Annotated in this window: 16 protein-coding genes; 4 read left to right on the top strand and 12 right to left on the bottom strand. The window is 54.8% G+C overall.

The genetic code is table 11. The features are described 5' to 3' along the window. Nucleotides 1-166 precede the first annotated feature (166 nt). Both adk and hemH read left to right on the top strand, forming a co-directional pair. Nucleotides 167-811, top strand: coding sequence for an adenylate kinase (gene adk / locus OGX93_RS06990; RefSeq protein ID WP_012133500.1), 645 nt, complete (start codon nt 167-169; stop codon nt 809-811). A 166-nt stretch (nt 812-977) separates the two neighbouring features. Beyond that, nucleotides 978-1,940, top strand: coding sequence for a ferrochelatase (gene hemH, locus OGX93_RS06985; RefSeq protein ID WP_047458399.1), 963 nt, complete (start codon nt 978-980; stop codon nt 1,938-1,940). A gap of 2 nt (nt 1,941-1,942) precedes the next feature. Here the strand turns inward: hemH and aes are convergent, their stop codons facing one another. Beyond that, the gene (gene aes, locus OGX93_RS06980; protein WP_286449415.1) at nt 1,943-2,902 is read right to left on the bottom strand and encodes an acetyl esterase; all 960 of its coding nucleotides are present in this window, start codon (nt 2,900-2,902) and stop codon (nt 1,943-1,945) included. A 152-nt stretch (nt 2,903-3,054) separates the two neighbouring features. Here aes and gsk point away from each other — a divergent pair, with 152 nt between their 5' ends. Next, nucleotides 3,055-4,359, top strand: a complete 1,305-nt coding sequence (gsk, locus tag OGX93_RS06975) for an inosine/guanosine kinase (protein ID WP_047458391.1) — start codon at nt 3,055-3,057, stop codon at nt 4,357-4,359. 90 nt (nt 4,360-4,449) lie between these two features. Here gsk and ybaL read toward each other — a convergent pair whose 3' ends face one another. Both ybaL and fsr read right to left on the bottom strand, forming a co-directional pair. Next, nucleotides 4,450-6,126: a YbaL family putative K(+) efflux transporter gene (gene ybaL, locus OGX93_RS06970; RefSeq protein ID WP_012133496.1), complete on the bottom strand. Its 1,677-nt coding sequence runs from the start codon at nt 6,124-6,126 to the stop codon at nt 4,450-4,452. Between the two features lie 279 nt (nt 6,127-6,405). Further along, nucleotides 6,406-7,626, bottom strand: coding sequence for a fosmidomycin MFS transporter (fsr, locus tag OGX93_RS06965; RefSeq protein ID WP_012133495.1), 1,221 nt, complete (start codon nt 7,624-7,626; stop codon nt 6,406-6,408). A gap of 174 nt (nt 7,627-7,800) precedes the next feature. Between fsr and ushA the strand changes: the two genes are divergently transcribed. Then, on the top strand, nt 7,801-9,453 hold the full coding sequence (gene ushA / locus OGX93_RS06960; RefSeq protein WP_110494581.1) for a bifunctional UDP-sugar hydrolase/5'-nucleotidase UshA: 1,653 nt from the start codon (nt 7,801-7,803) through the stop codon (nt 9,451-9,453). An 81-nt stretch (nt 9,454-9,534) separates the two neighbouring features. Here the strand turns inward: ushA and ybaK are convergent, their stop codons facing one another. The 9 genes from ybaK to OGX93_RS06915 form a co-directional block, all read right to left on the bottom strand. Continuing rightward, nucleotides 9,535-10,014 carry a Cys-tRNA(Pro)/Cys-tRNA(Cys) deacylase YbaK gene (gene ybaK / locus OGX93_RS06955; RefSeq protein WP_012133493.1) on the bottom strand — a complete coding sequence of 160 codons (480 nt, stop codon included), beginning with the start codon at nt 10,012-10,014 and terminating at the stop codon, nt 9,535-9,537. A gap of 200 nt (nt 10,015-10,214) precedes the next feature. Continuing rightward, entirely contained in the window at nt 10,215-11,009 is a 795-nt protein-coding gene (locus OGX93_RS06950; protein WP_286449416.1) for a TraB/GumN family protein, read from the bottom strand. Nucleotides 11,010-11,164: 155 nt separating this feature from the next. Continuing rightward, nucleotides 11,165-13,669, bottom strand: coding sequence for a copper-exporting P-type ATPase CopA (gene copA, locus OGX93_RS06945; RefSeq protein ID WP_286449417.1), 2,505 nt, complete (start codon nt 13,667-13,669; stop codon nt 11,165-11,167). 95 nt (nt 13,670-13,764) lie between these two features. Then, the gene (locus OGX93_RS06940) at nt 13,765-14,478 is read right to left on the bottom strand and encodes an MgtC/SapB family protein (RefSeq protein ID WP_047458375.1); all 714 of its coding nucleotides are present in this window, start codon (nt 14,476-14,478) and stop codon (nt 13,765-13,767) included. Between the two features lie 64 nt (nt 14,479-14,542). Beyond that, a complete protein-coding gene (locus OGX93_RS06935; protein ID WP_407057072.1) occupies nt 14,543-15,526 on the bottom strand; it encodes a nucleoside hydrolase in 984 nt (327 codons plus the stop codon). A 10-nt stretch (nt 15,527-15,536) separates the two neighbouring features. Further along, on the bottom strand, nt 15,537-16,568 hold the full coding sequence (locus OGX93_RS06930) for a LacI family DNA-binding transcriptional regulator (protein WP_024130582.1): 1,032 nt from the start codon (nt 16,566-16,568) through the stop codon (nt 15,537-15,539). 106 nt (nt 16,569-16,674) lie between these two features. Then, entirely contained in the window at nt 16,675-18,069 is a 1,395-nt protein-coding gene (locus OGX93_RS06925; protein ID WP_024130581.1) for an MFS transporter, read from the bottom strand. A 207-nt stretch (nt 18,070-18,276) separates the two neighbouring features. Beyond that, nucleotides 18,277-19,047, bottom strand: coding sequence for a heme ABC transporter ATP-binding protein (locus OGX93_RS06920; RefSeq protein ID WP_275055196.1), 771 nt, complete (start codon nt 19,045-19,047; stop codon nt 18,277-18,279). Continuing rightward, a complete protein-coding gene (locus OGX93_RS06915) occupies nt 19,044-20,036 on the bottom strand; it encodes a FecCD family ABC transporter permease (RefSeq protein ID WP_230032201.1) in 993 nt (330 codons plus the stop codon). Before OGX93_RS06915 ends, OGX93_RS06920 begins: the two co-directional genes overlap by 4 nt. Between the last annotated feature and the right edge of the window lie 20 nt (nt 20,037-20,056).

The raw sequence follows: 20,056 nt of genomic DNA, 5'->3' as shown, positions 1-20,056 counted from the left end.
TAAGCGCAGCGCCATCGGGCATTTTTTATTTTATCCTCTCTTTTTCTTCATTTTCCCGCCGTTAACCGTTTCAGCGCAGGGCGCCTTCCTTGAGCGAATTGCGTGATGGTGGTATCGTTTAGCGCTTTTTTAAAAAATATCGACAACCTTTAAGGGGATTTTCGTAATGCGTATCATTCTGCTTGGCGCTCCGGGCGCGGGTAAAGGAACTCAGGCTCAGTTCATCATGGAGAAATATGGTATTGTGCAAATCTCCACTGGCGACATGCTGCGTGCCGCCGTGAAATCTGGCTCCGAGCTGGGTAAACAAGCGAAAGACATCATGGACGCCGGCAAGCTGGTGACCGATGAGCTGGTGATTGCGCTGGTAAAAGAGCGTATCGCGCAGGACGATTGCCGCAACGGTTTCCTGCTGGACGGCTTCCCGCGTACAATTCCGCAGGCTGACGCCATGAAAGAAGCGGGCATTGCGGTTGACTATGTTCTCGAATTCGACGTACCGGACGAGCTGATCGTTGACCGCATCGTGGGCCGTCGCGTGCATGCGGCGTCTGGCCGTGTTTATCACATCAAATTCAATCCGCCGAAAGTGGAAGGCAAGGACGATGTGACCGGCGAAGAGCTGACCACCCGTAAAGACGATCAGGAAGAGACCGTTCGTAAGCGTCTGGTGGAATACCATCAGATGACTGCGCCGCTGATTGGTTACTACCAGAAAGAAGCGGAAGCGGGTAACACTAAATACGCGAAAGTGGACGGTACTCAGGCCGTTGCCGATGTGCGTGCCGACCTTGAAAAAATCCTCGGTTAATCCGTAAATTGCCCGATGGCGCTACGCTTATCGGGCCTACGGACTTGTAGGCCCGATAAGCGTAGCGCCATCAGGCAAATTCTCATCTTACCTCTCGCAGCAATTAGTTCTTCTTCCTCGCTTTTCCGCTACAATTATCAACAATTTGAATCAATAAGAGGCGGTAATGCGTCAGACGAAAACCGGTATCCTGCTGGCTAACCTCGGCACTCCCGATGCCCCAACTCCTGAAGCGGTTAAACGCTATCTGAAGCAATTTTTAAGCGATGAGCGCGTGGTGGATACTTCCCGCCTGCTGTGGTGGCCGCTTTTGCGTGGTGTGATTTTGCCGCTGCGCGCGCCGCGTGTCGCAAAACTGTACCAGTCTATCTGGCAGGAAGGCGGATCGCCGTTGCTGGTTTACAGCAGGGAGCAACAGCAGGCGCTGGCAGAGCGTCTCCCGGATACGCCCGTTGCGCTGGGGATGAGCTACGGTTCGCCGTCGCTGGAAAGCGCGGTCGATGAACTGCTGGCGAACCACGTCGATCACATCGTGGTGCTGCCGCTCTACCCACAATACTCCTGTTCGACGGTGGCGGCCGTCTGGGACGAACTGGCGCGTATTCTGGCGCGTAAACGCAGTATTCCAGGCGTCTCGTTTATTCGTGACTACGCTGATGACAATAGCTATATCACCGCCCTGGCAAATAGCGCCCGTGCCTCGTTTGCCCAACATGGCGAGCCGGACTTGCTGCTGCTCTCGTATCACGGCATCCCGCAGCGTTACGCTGACGAAGGCGACGACTACCCGCAACGCTGTCGCGATACTACCCGTGAACTGGTCTCTGCGCTTGGTCTGGCGCCAGAAAAAGTGATGATGACCTTCCAGTCGCGCTTTGGCCGCGAGCCGTGGCTGACGCCGTATACTGACGAAACGTTGAAAATGCTGGGCGAAAAAGGCACCGGGCATATTCAGGTGATGTGTCCGGGTTTTGCGGCGGATTGTCTGGAAACGCTGGAGGAGATCGCGTTGCAAAACCGGGAAATCTTCCTTGAGGCGGGCGGTAAAAAATACGAATACATTCCGGCGCTCAATGCCGCGCCGGAACACATCGATATGATGCTGAAGCTGACCGCACCGTACCTCTGAGGCTATTTTAACTGCGCCATAAAGAAACGCGCGCCATCCTGTAGCGCATCGTCCGCGGTTTTCATCATGCGTGAATAGTGCAGGAAGGCGTGCAGCGTGCCGGGGTACATCCGGTACTCACTGGGCTGATTATGCGCCTGGAGCGTCTGGTGCAGCAGACGGCTGTCATCAAGTAACGGATCGAACTCCGCGCCGGCAATAAAGCAGGGCGGCACATTGCGGGTCAGATCGTTATTGAACAGGCAATACCAGGGGGATTCGCGATCCTGCTCGTCACGCAGATAGGCGTTTTCATACCTCTCCAGATCCTGACGGGTTAAGCCGTCCCATTCTCCGCCAAACAAACGGCGGCTGGGCGAATCCTGTAACCCGTAGAGACCATACCACAGCAGCGTGGCGACCACGTTCCCGCATACAATCTGCTTATCGCGCAGCCACAGTGCGCTGGCGAGCGCCAGCATAGCGCCTGCGGAATCCCCGGCAAAACCGATTTGCGCCATGTTCAATGCGTATTCATCGGCGCGTTGATGAAAGAACCGACATGCCGCGACGGTCTCCTCAATCGCCTGTGGGAAACGCGCCTCGGGAGAGAGCGTATAGTCGATGCCGACGACCGTACACCGCGTATAGCTCGCCAGCAGCCGCATAATGCGGTCGTGGGTATCCAGATTGCCGAGAATAAATCCGCCGCCGTGCAGATAAAACAGCGTTGCCCTGCTGTTGTGCTGTGGATAATACAGACGCGTGGCGACCTCGCCGTAGGGTGTGGGAACCGCCGCCGTCCGCGTTGCCATCTGCGGCGCTCCGGCGTTCCAGAACCGGCGCTCGCGGGTGTAGTGCTGGCGCTGCGCCGCAATGTCATCCGCAGGCCACGGCGGCAGCTCCGCCTGATGAACGTTGATGACGGCCCTCATCTGCGCAGAAATAAGATCGATAACGGGAATTTTGTTTTCTGGCTTCATAACGCGCTCCTTGTGAAATGCCTCCATTGTAGAAAGCGATCGCCAATAAACTGCGATCTCACCGTCCGATATTGAAACTCCGCGCCTCGTCGCGCGGGCAGGGGGGAATGTGCTACCATGCACCGCTCAGTTATCCACCTGTAAACACAATCATGAAATTTCCCGGTAAACGTAAATCCAAACACTATTTCCCCGTTAATGCCCGTGACCCGCTGTTGCAACAAATTCAGGCTGAAAATGAAACCAGCGCGTCATGGGTGGTTGGTATCGATCAGACGCTGGTGGATATTGAAGCGAAAGTCGATGATGACTTTGTGAAACGTTATGGATTGAGCGCCGGGCATTCTCTGGTGATTGAGGATGATGTCGCAGAAGCGTTGTATCAGGAGCTGGTGCGTGAAAACCTGATCACCCACCAGTTTGCCGGTGGCACCATTGGTAACACCATGCACAACTACTCGGTGCTGGCGGACGATCGCTCCGTTCTGCTGGGCGTGATGTGCAGCAACATTGAGATTGGCAGCTACGCCTATCGCTATTTATGTAACACATCGAGCCGTACCGACCTCAACCACCTGCAAGGGGTTGATGGCCCCATTGGCCGCTGCTTTACGCTGATTGGCGAATCCGGCGAGCGTACCTTCGCCATCAGTCCCGGCCACATGAACCAGCTTCGGGCGGAGAGCATCCCGGAATCGGTGATTGCGGGCGCATCTGCGCTGGTGCTGACCTCCTATCTGGTGCGCTGTAAACCGGGCGAGCCGATGCCGGAAGCGACCATGAAAGCCATTGAGTACGCGAAAAAGCATAATGTGCCGGTGGTGCTGACCCTGGGGACGAAGTTTGTTATCGCCGATAATCCGCAGTGGTGGCAGGCGTTCCTCAAAGAGCATGTCTCCATTCTGGCGATGAATGAAGAAGAGGCGGAAGCGCTAACCGGCGAGAACGATCCGCTGCTGGCGTCTGATAAGGCGCTGGACTGGGTGGATTTGGTGCTGTGTACCGCCGGGCCGATTGGGTTGTATATGGCGGGCTTTACCGAAGATGAAGCGAAACGCAAAACCCAGCACCCGCTGCTGCCGGGGGCGATTGCCGAGTTTAATCAGTATGAGTTCAGCCGTGCGATGCGGCATAAAGATTGTCTCCATCCGCTGCGGGTCTACTCGCACATCGCCCCGTACATGGGCGGGCCGGAAAAAATCATGAACACCAATGGCGCGGGAGACGGCGCGCTGGCGGCGCTGTTACATGATATTACCGCCAATAATTATCACCGCACCAATGTGCCTAACTCCAGCAAGCATAAATTCACCTGGCTGACCTATTCGTCTTTGGCGCAGGTGTGTAAGTATGCGAACCGTGTGAGTTATCAGGTATTGAACCAGCATTCCCCGCGGTTGACGCGCGGTCTGCCGGAACGGGAAGACAGCCTCGAAGAGTCTTACTGGGATCGCTGAGTTATTGCCTGATGGCGCTGCGCTTATCGGGCCTACAAGAAAATCGTAGGCCGGATAAGGTGATTACACCGCCATCCGGCATCACACCGTTTAACCCGTCACCACTTCGCCTGCGGGCGGGGTTTCCAGTAGCTCCAGCATGGTGCGGGCAATTTCACGCTCGCCCATCACCACCTGATTCGCTCCGCGCTCTGTGATGTATTCCACCTCATCGTCATAATGCGCGCGTGCGATAATCTCAATGTGCGGGCATTTCTCGCGGGCGGAGGCCACGATTTCACCGGCTTCGTAACCGTTTGGAATGGTCAGCAACAGCCAGCGAGCGCAGTCCAGATGCGCCAGATTCATGATCTCTTCGTTAGCGGCATTCCCCAGTACGGCGCGAATACCGCGTTCACGCAGCTCATCCACGCGGGTACGTGAAGTTTCAATGACTACCAGCGGAATGCCTGCCGCCATCAGTTTTTCGCCCAGCAGGCTACCGACGCGGCCAAAACCGACCAGCAGCGCGTGGTTGCAGATATCCACCGGAATCTGCTTCTCTTCTTCGATCGCTTCTTCCAGCGTCTGCTCTTCCAGCGTTTCCGTTTTGGCGAGGTATTTCTCTAACAGCGCAAACAGCACCGGGTTGAGCATAATCGACAGAATCGCGCCCGCCAGCACCAGGTTCTGCCCTGCCTGCGGCAGCAGATCCAATGCCATGCCCAGACCTGCCAGAATAAAGGCAAATTCACCAATCTGCGCCAGGCTGGCGGCGATGGTCAGCGCGGTGCGCGGCGAGTGCCCGAACAGGCGAACCAGGAAGAAAGCGGCAACCGATTTACCGAAGATAATAATGGCCAGCGTAGCCAGTACCGCCATCGGCTGTTGAATCAGGATTAACGGGTCAAACAGCATCCCGACGGAGACAAAGAACAGGACCGCAAAGGCGTCGCGAAGCGGCAGCGTATCGTGCGCGGCGCGGTGGCTCAATTCTGATTCGTTTAGCACCATCCCGGCAAAGAAAGCGCCCAGCGCAAAGGAGACATCGAACAGCTCGACGGCGCCAAAGGCGATGCCCAGCGCCAGCGCCAGCACGGAAAGGGTAAACAGTTCACGGGAGCCGGTAGCGGCGCTGCGCGCCATAATCCACGGCACCAGACGGCGCCCAACCAGCATCATAATGGCGATAAACGCCACCACTTTACCAATGGTGATGCCCATATCAACTGCCAGCGACGCGAAGCCGACATCGCCTTTTTCCAGCATTCCCGCCACGGCGGGCAGAAGAACCAGCGTCAGAACCATCACCAGATCTTCCACAATCAGCCAGCCGATGGCGATTTGCCCGCGCTGACTGTCAATAAGCTGTCTCTCTTCAAGCGCGCGCAGCAGCACCACGGTACTGGCGGTTGAAAGACATAACCCGAAGACGATACCGGTCATGAGCGACCAGCCCAACACCGCTGAAAGCGCCATACCCAGCAACGTCGCCACGGCTATCTGGGCGATCGCGCCGGGAATGGCGATGGCCTTTACCGCCATCAGATCCTTCAATGAAAAGTGCAACCCGACGCCGAACATCAGCAGGATTACGCCAAGCTCCGCCAGTTCAGGCGCAAGTTTGGTATCCGCGACAAAACCCGGAGTAAATGGCCCCGCAAGAACGCCCGCTAACAGATATCCCACCAGAGGAGAAATACGCAGTTTATTGGCAAGCATGCCGAGTATAAAAGCGAGCACGAGGCCGCCAACAATGGTGGTAATAAGCGGGGTGGCGTGATGCATTCCGTCTCCTTTGGTCGTTATGTTGATCCATTTTTGGTCGCCCTGGCGTCATCGCTCGCACAGCCTCACAAACGATGGCGCCAGAGAAACCAAAATTCCAGGTAATAGTTTATGACAATTTCGATGTTTATGTTTATGAATAATTGTTGAAATTTGATGAAAAGTGGAATTTAGAATAAAAAAGGCACGGATTGGAAAACTGGCGGGGTGTCTGTGAGCTAAAGGCTTACGGTGACTGGAAGAGAGTGCGACCAAAGTTTACCTTTGGCCGCAGGAAAATCAGGCTTTATGTCGGTTGTCAGGCAAGAATATGGTCAGTATCCCCAGAAGTGGCAGGAAAGCACATATTTTGTAGACCAAATCAATACTGGTGTGGTCGGCGAGCAGGCCTAATACCGCAGCGCCAAGGCCTCCCATACCGAACGCGAAACCGAAAAAGAGCCCAGAAACCATACCGATACGCCCCGGAAGCAGTTCCTGCGCATACACCAGGATGGCAGAAAAGGCCGATGCGAGGATAAAACCAATTATCACGGTTAAAATCCCCGTCCAGTGCAGGGTTGCATAGGGTAAAACGAGAGTAAACGGCGCTACACCCAGAATTGAGCCCCAAATAACATATTTTCGGCCTATTTTATCCCCCAGAGGCCCGCCGATTACCGTTCCAGCCGCAACGGCAAACAGGAAGGCAAACAGATGAAACTGTGCGTTTTGTACCGATAATCCGAATTTTTGCATCAGATAAAAGGTGTAATAGCTGCTGATGCTCGCCATATAGAAGTATTTGGAGAAAATCAGGACTAACAGCACGCTAACGGCGAGTATCACTTTATTGCGCGGCAGCGGATTGACGATGGTCGCCTTCGGTTTTCCTTTACTTATCCGGTGTTGCGCGGCATACCAGCGGCTGATCTGCGCCAGCACAATAATGGCCAGCAACGCGGCCAGTACAAACCAGGCCACATTACCTTTGCCATATGGCGCGATGATGACAGCAGCCAGTAGCGGCCCCAGCGAACTGCCGAAGTTGCCGCCAACCTGGAAGATGGATTGCGCCAGCCCGTGGCGTCCGCCGGAGGCCATACGCGCCACGCGGGAAGATTCTGGATGAAACACCGAAGAACCGGTGCCGACCAGCGCCGCCGCCAGCAGCACGGCGCCAAAACTGCCCGCCAGCGCCAGCAGTACCAGACCGCTCAGCGTAAAGCACATCCCAATGGGGAGCGACCACGGCATGGGATATTTATCCGTCCAGTATCCGACGACCGGCTGGAGCAGGGAGGAGGCGAGCTGGAAGGTCAGGGTAATCATCCCTATCTGCATAAAGGTCAGGGAAAACTCTGATTGCAGCAGCGGGTAAATCGCTAAAATTAGCGACTGGATCATATCGTTCAACAAATGAGACAGGCTGATCGCGCCTAAGATGCCAAACGAGGTGCGTGCTTTAGTCGCCGCAGCAGAGGCGCCCGCTAACGGCTGGGTTGGTTCACTCATTGCCATAGAATGTCACTTCTGTTTTGTTTGCGATGTTGGGGATAATCGAATTTGTAATTATTACTCGACTAACATACCTGTGGACGGTGTTTGAAGGAAGTCTCAATTCTGAAAACATTTTCGACTATTATTTCAGATCATTGTAATTTCAGCGGTTGATATTGAGTCAGGGAGAGAAGCATGAAATTTTTGAAACGGGGTGTGGCGCTGGCATTGTTTGCCGCGTTTACGCTGGCAAGCCAGCCTGTTCAGGCTTATGAAAAAGATAAAACCTATAAAATCACCATTCTGCATACTAACGATCACCACGGCCATTTCTGGCGCAGCGAATACGGCGAGTACGGTTTATCGGCGCAAAAAACGCTGGTGGACGGCATTCGCAAAGAGGTTGCGGCTGAAGGCGGCAGCGTGCTGCTGCTTTCCGGCGGCGACATTAACACTGGCGTACCGGAATCCGACTTGCAGGACGCGGAACCTGACTTTCGTGGTATGAACCTGATTGGCTACGATGCGATGGCCGTCGGTAATCATGAGTTTGATAATCCGCTTAGCGTGCTGCGTCAGCAGGAAAAGTGGGCTAAATTCCCCTTCCTCTCCGCCAATATCTACCAAAAGAGTACCGGAGAACGCCTGTTCAAGCCCTGGGCTATTTTTAAACGCCAGGATCTGAAAATCGCCGTCCTCGGATTGACGACGGACGACACGGCGAAGATCGGTAACCCGGAATTCTTCACCGATATCGAGTTCCGTAAACCGGCCGAAGAGGCGAAGGTGGTGATTCAGGAACTGCAAGTGAATGAAAAGCCGGACATCATTATCGCCACTACCCACATGGGGCACTATGACAACGGCGATCACGGTTCGAACGCGCCGGGCGATGTTGAAATGGCGCGTAGTCTGCCAAAAGGCTCGCTGGCGATGATTGTGGGTGGTCACTCACAGGACCCGGTGTGCATGGCGTCTGAAAACAAAAAGCAGGTTGATTATGTGCCGGGTACGCCTTGCGCGCCGGATAAGCAGAACGGCATCTGGATTGTGCAGGCGCATGAGTGGGGGAAATACGTTGGCCGCGCGGACTTTGAGTTCCGTAACGGCGAGATGAAAATGGTCAACTATCAGCTCATTCCGGTAAACCTGAAGAAGAAAGTCACCTGGGATAACGGGAAAAGTGAGCGCGTACTTTACACCCCGGAAATTTCAGAAAATCAGCAAATGCTCTCGCTTCTGACGCCATTCCAGAACAAAGGTAAAGCGCAACTGGACGTGAAGATTGGCAGCGTCAATGGTCGTCTTGAAGGGGATCGCAACAAAGTTCGCTTTGTGCAGACTAATATGGGCCATCTGATTCTGGCCGCGCAAATCGCGCGCACCAGCGCCGATTTCGGCGTGATGAGCGGCGGGGGGATTCGCGACTCGATTGAAGGCGGCAACATTACCTATAAAAGCGTGCTCAAGGTGCAGCCGTTTGGCAACGTTGTGGTCTATGTTGACATGAGCGGTAAAGAAGTAATTGATTACCTGACCGCCGTCGCGCAGATGAAGCCGGATTCCGGGGCGTATCCGCAGTTTGCGAACGTCAGTTTTGTGGCGAAAGACGGCAAACTTAATGACCTGAAAATTAAAGACGAGCCTGTTGATCCGGCGAAAACCTACCGGATGGCGACGCTGAGCTTCAATGCGACGGGCGGCGACGGGTATCCGCAAATTGATAATAAACCGGGATACGTGAATACCGGGTTTATTGATGCGGAAGTGCTGAAAGAGTACGTGCAGAAGAACTCACCGCTGGATGCCAGCGCGTATGAGCCGAAGGGCGAAGTCAGCTGGCAGTAATAAGGCGTAGTGCCGGTACGGGTCAATGCGGTTTGTAGGCCTGATAAGCGTAGCGCCATCAGGCTATCATTCTAAAATCGCTTAATCCCGGCGAGCGATATCGGCGAATTTCGCATCCAGAATTTTGGCTAAATCGCCCGCCGCCAGCTCGATGTCCAGCCCGCGTTTGCCGCCGGAAACATAAATGGTGGCAAACGTTTGGGCCGGCGCGTCAATCAGCGTCGGCAGCCGTTTTTTCTGCCCCAGCGGGCTGATGCCGCCGACCAGATAACCTGTCGTCCGTTGGGCGACCATCGGATCGGCCATATCGACCTTTTTAGCCCCCAGCGCTTTCGCTACTTTTTTCAAATCCAACTGTCCGGCAACGGGCGTTACCGCGACCGCCAGGTGCTTCATATCGCCGTTTACGGCAACCAGCAGCGTCTTGTAAACCTGATCAGGATTCAGGCCTAATTTGCGCACCACTTCATCGCCAAAATTGGTTTCTGACGGATCGTGATCGTAGGCGTGGATCTGAAAAGTAATGTTGTTTTTTTCGAGTAATTTTACGGCGGGTGTCATAGCAATTATTCCTGGCCCAGACAAAATACCCTTAAAGCATACGCCTGATGGTGGTCTAAAAAATAGTACCATCTTGCGCAATAGTATTGGCAGGATGGTGACTTTGAGCGACAATCGACATAACCAGGGCGCTACGTCCTGGCATAATAATAACGATGAAATTCCTCTTTGACGGGCCAATAGAAATATTGGCCATTTTTTTAACGCATTAGCGCAGGCAAATTGCCTTCCCCGTAAAGATGAAGCGCGCCGACCGCCACGACGTACCGACCCGGCGGCATGGCATGCAGACGTTCCCGCCAGGCGACATTTCGCTGATGCATCAGCACATCATACAGCGACTGACTGAAGGTATTCGGCAACGAAATAGCATTATTCTGCGGGGGCGATTTCAGCCACCAGCTCATCATCTGTTGCAGCAGTCTGGCGTTGGTATGCCAGTGCGTCAGGGTATCATCCAGTAGCGCCAGTCCGTTATCAGGGAGCCGGCACAGCAGATCGATCTGGCTGGAAGCGCCTTCCAGTTCGATGATCGGTTTTTGCGCCTGTTTTGCCGTTTTCAGCAACTGGTAATCAATACCGTATTCCGGTCGCAGCCCCAGTTGTTGCGCCTGAGTCGCCTGCAATATCATGGCGATTTGCCATAACGGCTGGGTCGAAAAGAGAGAAGGGGAAATGCCCAGTTCATGGGTGATTTTATGCAGGCGCTGACGTAACTCGTCGCTAATTCGCTCATCCAGGTCGGCAAAGGCAGGCAGGTCGGTAAAAGGCGAATCGTTGCCTGAAACATCGGCTTCAACAATCAGCGCGTCCGCCTGCCTGAGCTTTTTAAGCAGTTTTGCCGGAAGGGGGGCCATATCGCGCGTTCCCATGTGAATACTGCCCACAAGATGAAAACAGCGATCGCCGGGTAACATGATGTCGATGGCAGGCCAGGTATAATGGTTGCCGCGCAGTGCAGCCCATAACGCTTTTACCCGGTATAACAGATCCATACGCCCTCCCTTAGTGGAAAACCATGCTAGCGTGTGGCTCTGGAAGGTGCAATGCGTGAAATGCCGGATGGCGACGCAAAAGCATCTTATCCGGCCTACGATGAGAGTGCTGCGTAGGCCGGATAAGCGTTAGCTCCACCCGGCGATAAGGCGCCTTACTCTTTTGGTTTAAAGCGCAACAACCGGTTGGCGTTGCTCACCACAGTAATTGAGGAAAGCGCCATTGCCGCGCCTGCCACAACCGGGTTAAGCAGTGTGCCGGTGAACGGCCACAGAATCCCGGCGGCAACGGGGATGCCGATGCTGTTATAGATAAACGCGCCGAGCAGGTTCTGCTTCATGTTTCGCAGGGTCGCCCGTGAGATGGCCAGCGCGTCAGCTACGCCCATCAGGCTATGGCGCATCAGGGTTATCGCCGCAGTTTCAATCGCCACGTCGCTGCCGCCGCCCATCGCGATGCCGACATCCGCCTGCGCCAGCGCCGGTGCGTCGTTGATGCCATCGCCGACCATTGCGACCTGACGCCCCTGACTTTGCAGACGTTTAATCGCATCGGCTTTACCGTCCGGCAGCACGCCCGCGATCACCTCATCAATCCCGGCTTCTTTGGCAATGGCGTTGGCGGTGGTCGGGTTATCCCCGGTTAACATCACCAGACGATACCCGGCGCGGTGCAGGCGCTGAAGCGCTGCGACGCTGTCGCTGCGCAGCGGATCGCGGATCGCCAGCAGCGCCGCAGCTTTTCCGTCAATCGCCAACAATACGGGCGTTGCCCCCTGAGAAGCCTGTGCTGAAATTTCAGCGTCCATTGCGGTCGTGACAACCTGTTGTTCATTCAGCAGCGCCTGATTGCCTAACAGCAACGTATGCCCGTCCGCTTCGCCGCTAACGCCTAAGCCACGTAGCGTCCGAAAGTTATTCACCTGAGGCAGGGCGGCGTCGGCGGCTTTTTCCAGGATAGCGTGCGCCAGCGGGTGGCTGGAGCCTTGTTCCAGCGCGGCCGCCAGACGTAAGGCGCTCGCCTCATTGGTATCGCCAAATGTCCTGATGGCGACGACCTGCGGTTTACCTTCCGTCAGCGTACCGGTTTTATCAAATATCACGGTGTCCAGCGTGCTGGCGCGTTGCAGCGCGTCGGCGTCGCGTACCAGGACGCCAAATTCAGCTGCTCGCCCGACGCCCGAGATAATCGACATCGGTGTTGCCAGACCCAGCGCACACGGACAGGCGATAATCAGGACTGTGGTGGCGATCACCAGCGTGTAAACAATTTGCGGCGCTGGCCCAAAGACATACCAGATACCTGCGCTCACCAGGGCAATTACCACCACGACTGGCACGAACACCGAGGAGATTTTATCGGCAAGCTGACCGATTTCCGGTTTGCTGCTCTGTGCCTGGCGCACCATGCGAATAATGCGCGACAGGGTGGTATGGCTGCCGACTGCGCTTGCGCGAAACAGCACGCTGCCGTCCTGCACCACGGTTCCGGCGTGAACGCTGTCGCCTTCGCCTTTCTGCTGCGGGATCGGTTCGCCGGTGAGCATCGCTTCATCCAGCCAGGCTTCGCCCTGAGTGATTTCACCGTCTACCGGCACACGGTCGCCGGTGGTCAGACGCAGCAACATACCCGGCTGTACATCCGCCAGAGGTACGCTTTTTTCACCGTCATCAGTGACCACGCGCGCCGTCGGCGGGGTTAAGTCGAGCAATTTTTCCAGCGCCTTAGAAGAGCGCTGACGCGCGCGGGCTTCCAGCATGTGTCCGAGGTTGATCAGACCGATGATCATCGCACTGGCTTCATAATAGAGATGGCGCGCTTCCATCGGGAACCACTGTGGCCACAGGTTGACGCTCATCGAGTAGAGCCAGGCCACCCCGGTGCCGAGCGCCACCAGCGTATCCATCGTGGCGGTGCCGTTCATCAGGCTTTTCCATGCGCTGCGGTAAAAGTGTCCACCCGCAAAAACCATCACGGCAAGGGTCGCCAGGCCGATTGCCAGCCACAGGCTGCGGTTATCGGCGGTGACCATCATGTTGTCGCCGAGCATCCCCCAGACCATCACCGGCACGCCGACCAGCAGCGCGACAATCGCCTGCCAGCGGAAGCGTTTCATGGTGGCGAGTGCGGTTTCCTGCTGGCGTTCGCGGCGTTTAACGTCATCTTCGATCGCTTCTGCGCCGTAGCCTGCTTTCTCTACCGCCTGCACTAAATCTGCGGCGGACGCGCTGCCCATTACCAGCGCAGTGCGTTCCGCCAGGTTTACCCGTGCCTGTGTGACGCCCGGTACGCTTTGCAACGCGTTTTGCACCCGGGAAACACAGCTGGCGCAGCTCATGCCGCTTAACAGCAGCTGTTGGCTTTCATCATCATCGGCCGTCGCTGCCGGAAGCTCAGGGGGAACCGCTGTCAGTGCTTCCGACGGGATTGATGACTCCGCCAGCGGTTTAGCCTTTGGGTGGCTTAACTCCGCGCCGTAACCGGCTTGTTTAATGGTTTCAATAAGCGCTTCGGCACTGGCGCTGCCGGTAACGTGCGCTTCAGTTACCGTGACGTCTGCCTGTTCAACGTCAGGACGTTGTTCAAGACTTTCTTTCACGCGTTTGACGCAGTGGCCACAGGACAGACCGTCCAGGGTCAGGTCGATAGTTTGAGACATAACACACTCCTTTATGACAGGATTAACTGACTGTGATAAAGGGTAAACCTTCCATCAAGGGGAAGGTCAAGAAGTTTGTTTTATACTCGTGTTTTTCAGTGTTCCAGCGCGATAGCGCAGACGTGTTCGAGCGTAGAAAGGTTGCTGTACAGTTCGGGCAAGGTTATTTTTTTTCTGATCACAACCTTAAGGTTGACCTCTATTTTTCCCTTTTTTACATCGCGGATAGTAATGGTCTCAATAATGCTTTTTTGCTGATTAATACTTTCTACCAGCGTTTGTAGCCCTGATTTTTCGTCAAGAATAATGCGGATTTTTACTTTGCCGGGGAGCTGGTTTTTTGTTTGTAAAAAGATCACAAAATAACTGAGCTTTATAGCCAGCAGAAATAACCCTGTGGCAAGCAGGGCATGAAGATAAAAACCGGCTCCGCTGGTAATTCCTATGCCAGCAGAAGCCCAGACGATGGCTGCGGTTGTTAGCCCGGATATCGCATCATCATGGCGATGGAGGATAACCCCGGCACCGAGAAAACCCACGCCACTGATGATTTGTGCGGCCAGGCGCATAGGATCGCTACGGATATTCATTGAAATCTCAGCGTAATACTCCGCTGATTGAATCGAAACAATGGTCAGGGCACAACTGGCTACTGAAATAATCACACATGTTTTAAACCCGACAGGCTTTCCCTTTGATTCTCTTTCAAGCCCGATGATTCCTCCCAGGAAAAAAGCGACGCAAATTTTGCATAATGTAATTAAAATTGGTTCTCCTTCACCAGAGAGGATGAGTGCTAACGTATTCATTTTTCCTCCAGAAAAACATAACCTTACACACTGCGCGAATATCTTCTTTTTCTGTGCAGCATCGCTATGCGCCGTAGCGATGGATGTAGTGTTCAATCAGCGAAAGAAGTTGATGGTTATCGATAGTCTGTAGAATTTTTATCATCGCGCCTTTGGGCTCGGGTATTCCCACATCCAGGCGTAATGTGTCACGTCCATAACGACAGGTCATACCACGAGTAAGGCCTTCAAGCGAGACGTCCAGAAAGTCTTCTGTCGTTGCGGCGAGCGAGGGATCAAGCAACCAGGCGATCGTCAGAACATCGTGGATCCAGCAGCCAGGCAGATTGCGGGTCTGCATAGAGTAGGTGATCCACGGGCGAATGGTTTTCTCCAGATAGCGACCAAGAACGTTTTCTGCCGCAGCCAGACGATCCAAATCGGTATGAAGCATTTGGGTTTTTGTCGTGACATCCATCGGAACCAATGTGACCGGCGCACCGCTGGTGAGTACGGCATGAGCTGCTTCTGGATCAAGGCCAAAATTAGTGTCTTTCAGGTAGCCAGGAACATTGAATACTCCGCCCATGATCACGATATTCTTCACCGTATGAACGAGCTGCGGATAGAGCTGTAGAGCAATGGCGACGTTGGTGAGTGGGCCTGTTGCAACCAGCGTTATCTCACCGGGGTTATTGCATATCAGCTCACCTATCGCCTCAGGCGCAAGAGGCTTCGTGGCCTGGTATGCCTGCGGAACGGGGACATCAGCCCAGAGTTGGCGTAAGCCATATTGGTCTACACCATGATCAAGCTTTTCCCGCCAGGGCTGCGGATCTTCTCTGAGCGCGCGTGCGGCGCCACGGTAGACAGAAACGGGTACACCTAATTGTTGGACGAAGTCTTTGGCTACTGCATATCCGATTTCTACCGGTGTATTACCAGCCACCGTTGTGATCATCTCCAGAGAGATTTGCGGCGCGGCAATGGCGAGTGCCAGCGCGAGGCCGTCATCGATATTGGCGCCGGGAATGCCATTACCCGGATCGCAGTCGATAATCACGCGCATAGATTTATTTTTATCTGGTTTCAGGTTGTACTTCATGTCCCTGGCAGCCACACGACTCTCCCACTCGTAAAAAAAACTCAAATTCAACGCGGCGAACTTCTCCATCCCAGTTTTTCAACATATCAATTGCCGCACGAGCCATTTTGTCGACAGGCTGTCGGACGGCGGTCAGGGAAGGTACGTTGTAAGCCGATTCTTGTGTTGCGTTAAAGCAGACCAGCGCCACATCCTGTGGAACGCGTAATCCTTGTTCTGCCAGAGCGCGTAAACAGCCAAGCGCCTGCTGTTCATTGGTTGCGAACAGCGCGCGCGGTGGTTTACCTTGCAACATGCGTTTTGTCGCCTCGTAACCTCCGGCGCGGGTATAGTTAGTCGAAAAGATCCAGGAGGGGTTGATAATTAGCGATGACTCTTCCAGCGCTAGCTGCCATCCCCGGATACGATCCTGGGTGTTCAACATTTCACGCGGACCACAAATAATGCCAATATCGCGGTAACCGTGATCAATCAGATGCTTCGTCACCTGCCAGGCCGCCAGTTGTTCATCTACCTGAATAACACTGACATTCAACCCAGGGTCCACGCGGTCCAGCATGACGCAGGGGGTTCCGCTCTCCTGAATCAGCTCAATATAGGGATGCCGGTCAACACTGGTATAGATAAGCCCGTCGACCTGACGGTGTAGCATATTGTTGATCAGTTCACGCTCACGTCCGCTGTTGTCGCCCGCATCGCCCAGCAGGAGCACTTTCCCATCAGAAAATGCTTCACGTTGCAGGGCATGCGCCATTGAGGCGATAAACGGGTTAGAGATGTCTGGCGCAATGAGTCCATAGGTTTGCGTGCTGCCTGAAGCCAGGGCGCGCGCTATACCATTAGGTCGATAACCGGTTTTTTTTATGGCCTGCAATACGCGCTGTCGGGTCGCTTCGGCGACGGGGCGCGGACCGTTATTAATAACGTAACTGACAACAGCGACAGATGTTCCCGCTTCTTTTGCAACATCAGAACGTGTTACGCGTTGTGAATGTGATTGGGTCACAAGGCACCTACCTGATTGAGTTCAGAGTGATCTTTTTTCCTGACAGCATAAGGCGTTATGACCCAAAAATCTTTGGTAAAGAACGCGCAACTCACGTTCTCTGGCCTCAAATTGCATCCTCGGGCAAGTTGAGATCCCGCCCACGAGTCTCTGGCGCGAAGAAAGTCGTCACCAGCCCAATTGCGGCCATCAGGGTGAAATAGACGGCGATAGGCCACCAGTGTCCGTAAAATGAGAGCAGCGCCGAGGCGACAAGTGGCGCCGTACCGCCAGACATAATGGACCCCAGCTCTTTTGCGAAAGCCATTTTAGTATAACGGTTGGTCACACCGAAAAGCTCAACGCCCCATGCAGCCTGAACACCGAAAATGCCCAGTGAAGCGAGCCCCATTCCGGTAATGATCGTCGGGATAACAATCCACGGTTCACGAGAATCCAGCAGCATGAATGCCGGAAATGCGTACAGAATCAGTAGCAGACAGAACCAACGGTAAGTGATACGTCTACCAAACCGGTCAGAAAGCCAACCCGCCAGCGGAATAATGGCAAATCCCAGAATAGAGGCGATAAATACCGCAACAGTGGGGACAGATTTATCAACCATCAGCACTTTGGCAACATAGCCAATGATGAATCCCTGGGCCAGATAGGAGGGGCCATTTTCGCCGATGCGTAATCCGACCATGGTCCAGAACGCTCTGGTGCGTTGCCAGAAGCTACGGGTGTCATACTGTTGCATCTCCTGACCCTGGCGAAGCGCGTTCTCTCGCTCGGCTTGCAGGAGTGCTTTTTGACGCTCAAAGACGGGCGTTTCACGCATATGGCGGCGAATAAACAGTGCTGCGGCGGCGATGAGGAAGCTGCAAAGAAAAGGGATGCGCCATCCCCAGCTAAGCAAGGCGTCTTTATCCATTTGCAGTACGATGAGCCAGACTAAAGAAGCCAGCAATGTTCCGCTATTTGAGCCCAGAGCGATAATCGAGGAGACCAGTCCGCGATGCTTAACTGGGGCATATTCACCGAGCATGACGGTGCCGCCTGAAAGCTCTGCCCCGGCGCCCAGCCCCTGGGAAAATCGTAAGATGACCAGGCATACCGGCGCCCAAACGCCAATCTGGGCGTAGCTGGGAATTAAACCGATCAACATGGTCGACATGCCCATTAACCCGATAGTGATAACCATGACAGTCTTCCGGCCATGACGGTCGCCTATCCAGCCGAACAACAGCGCGCCGATGGGGCGTGCTATAAACCCGACGGAATAGGCGGCGAAGCTGGAAAGTAGCGCCATAACTGGTGTGGCTTCAGGAAAAAAGACGTCGCCAAAGATAATGCCTGCGGCGAGGCCATACAGCGCAAAATCGGCATATTCCATTGTCGTGCCTAACCAGCAGGAAAATGTCGCTCGCCAGAATTCGCGGCGCCCCTCGGGGGTTTCCAGTCGTTCCTGAGCTGCCTGTTGGCCGTCCGTCAGGGGAACAGAGGATGAATGCGTGTTCATAAGAACTCCTTGAAGTTAGCTGTCGACATAAGTCGCAGGTTTATACTCTTCACGTTCTACTCGCGTAGATATTATATTTTTACCGCAGATTAATAAATCTACCCGCGTAGAATGACCAGTTGAAAGAGTCAGAATTGAGAAAGCGATCACTTATAACAGGCAATTGTTACAGAAAATGGAGCATCAGCATTCGATGCTCCGCAAGTTTTACCGATCGAGGACGATCAGCGGTGAGAGATTTGATGGATCGTTTAAAACCGTGATATCCGCGCCGTAAAGCGTTTTCAGCGCCTGTTGTTTCAGCACCTCCAGCGGCCTGCCGTTATCAATAAGGCGGCCGTTTGCCATCAGCACCACCCGGTCGGCATAGCGTGCGGCAAGATTGAGATCGTGCAGCACGCAGCAGACGTTGAACTGTCGTTCACGCACCAGTTGGCGCAGCAGACGGAAAAGATGCTGCTGGTGGTGAATATCCAGCGCGGAGGTGGGTTCATCCAGAAACAGCCATTTGGGCGAGGGCTCGGGTTCCCAGAGCTGAACCAGCAGGCGCGCCAGCTGTACCCGCTGCTGTTCGCCGCCCGACAACTGCCGGTAATCACGCGAGGCCAGCTGGCTGCAATCGCACAACGCCATGATGTGCTCGGTTTCATCGCGTAGATTATGCGTCCGATGAGGGTGCCTGCCCATGCGAATGACTTCCCGAACGCTGAACGGGAACGCCATGTGGCTGTTCTGGCGCATCACCGCGCGGGTCTTCGCCAGTTCCGTTAGCGGCCATTCGGTCAGCGGCTTGCCCAGAAGCGTACAGCGACCAGAGTCGGGCTTCAGATACCCGGTAAGCTGGCGCAGCAGCGTGGATTTCCCGGCACCATTCGGCCCTAAAATAGCGACGATTTCACCACCAGGCAGAGTCAGCGAAACATTGTCCGTTAAACGGCGTCCATGAATGCTGTAAACCAGATTTTGGGCATCAATCATACCACCCTCCGGCTGTTCAGAATGAGCCACAGGAACCAGGGGCCGCCAATCAGGCTGGTCAGAAGGCCGACCGGCATCTCCGCAGGCTGTACCAGCGTGCGTGCCAGCGTGTCGGCAACCAGGAGCAAACATGCCCCTGCAAGTGTAGAGCAGGGAATGAGCCAGCGATGGTCTGCGCCGATGATCATGCGAATTAAATGGGGAACCACCAGACCGATAAAGCCAATCACGCCGCTTACCGAAACGGCAGCGCCCACCAGCAGGGAGCTGAGCAACAACAGCTGCTGACGTTTACGCTTTACGTTTACCCCCAAATAGTGCGCCTCTTCATCCCCTAATTGCAGCAGGTTCAGCGTCCCGGAAAGACAGGCGGTGGCGGCGATGGCGGGCAGCGCGAACGAACTGGCCACCAGTAGCGTCGGCCACTGCGCCTGACCGAGGCTGCCCATCATCCATAGCGTCAACTGACGTAATTGCTGTTCGTCGCCAACATAGCTCAGTATGCCGATAGCCGCCCCGCACAGCGCATTAATCGCAATCCCGGCCAGCAGCAGTTGCATCATGCCGCCGTGAGCGTGGCGCAGACTGATCAGAAAAATAACCGCGCAGACCACCACGCTGCCGGCGACGGCAAAGATCATCTGTTCATAGAGCGCCAGAACGACGGGCAACGAAAGAGGGAAAACGATCGCGACGCCGACCATTAACGCGGAGCCGCTGCTGACGCCGAGCAACCCCGGATCGGCCATCGGGTTGCGAAAAAGTCCCTGCATGATCACGCCCGCTGTCGCCAGCGCGCCGCCAACCAGCACGGCCAACAGAACGCGGGGCAAACGGATGTTCAGCCAGATATCCCGGTACTCTTCGTTAAACAGCGCGCTGAAGCTGATGTTCAGCGCCCCCTGGCTGGCGCCGAACAGCACCAGTGCGATCAGCAAGAGTGAAAGCCCCGTCAATACACTGAGGGAAGAGAGTGAATCCTTGAACACTCGAATCTCCATAACGTCAT

Origin of the sequence: Citrobacter sp. CK195 (assembly GCF_030333365.1) — a bacterium.
Taxonomy (GTDB): Bacteria; Pseudomonadota; Gammaproteobacteria; order Enterobacterales; family Enterobacteriaceae; genus Citrobacter_B; species Citrobacter_B koseri.
This window is presented reverse-complemented; position numbering and strand designations above follow the sequence as displayed.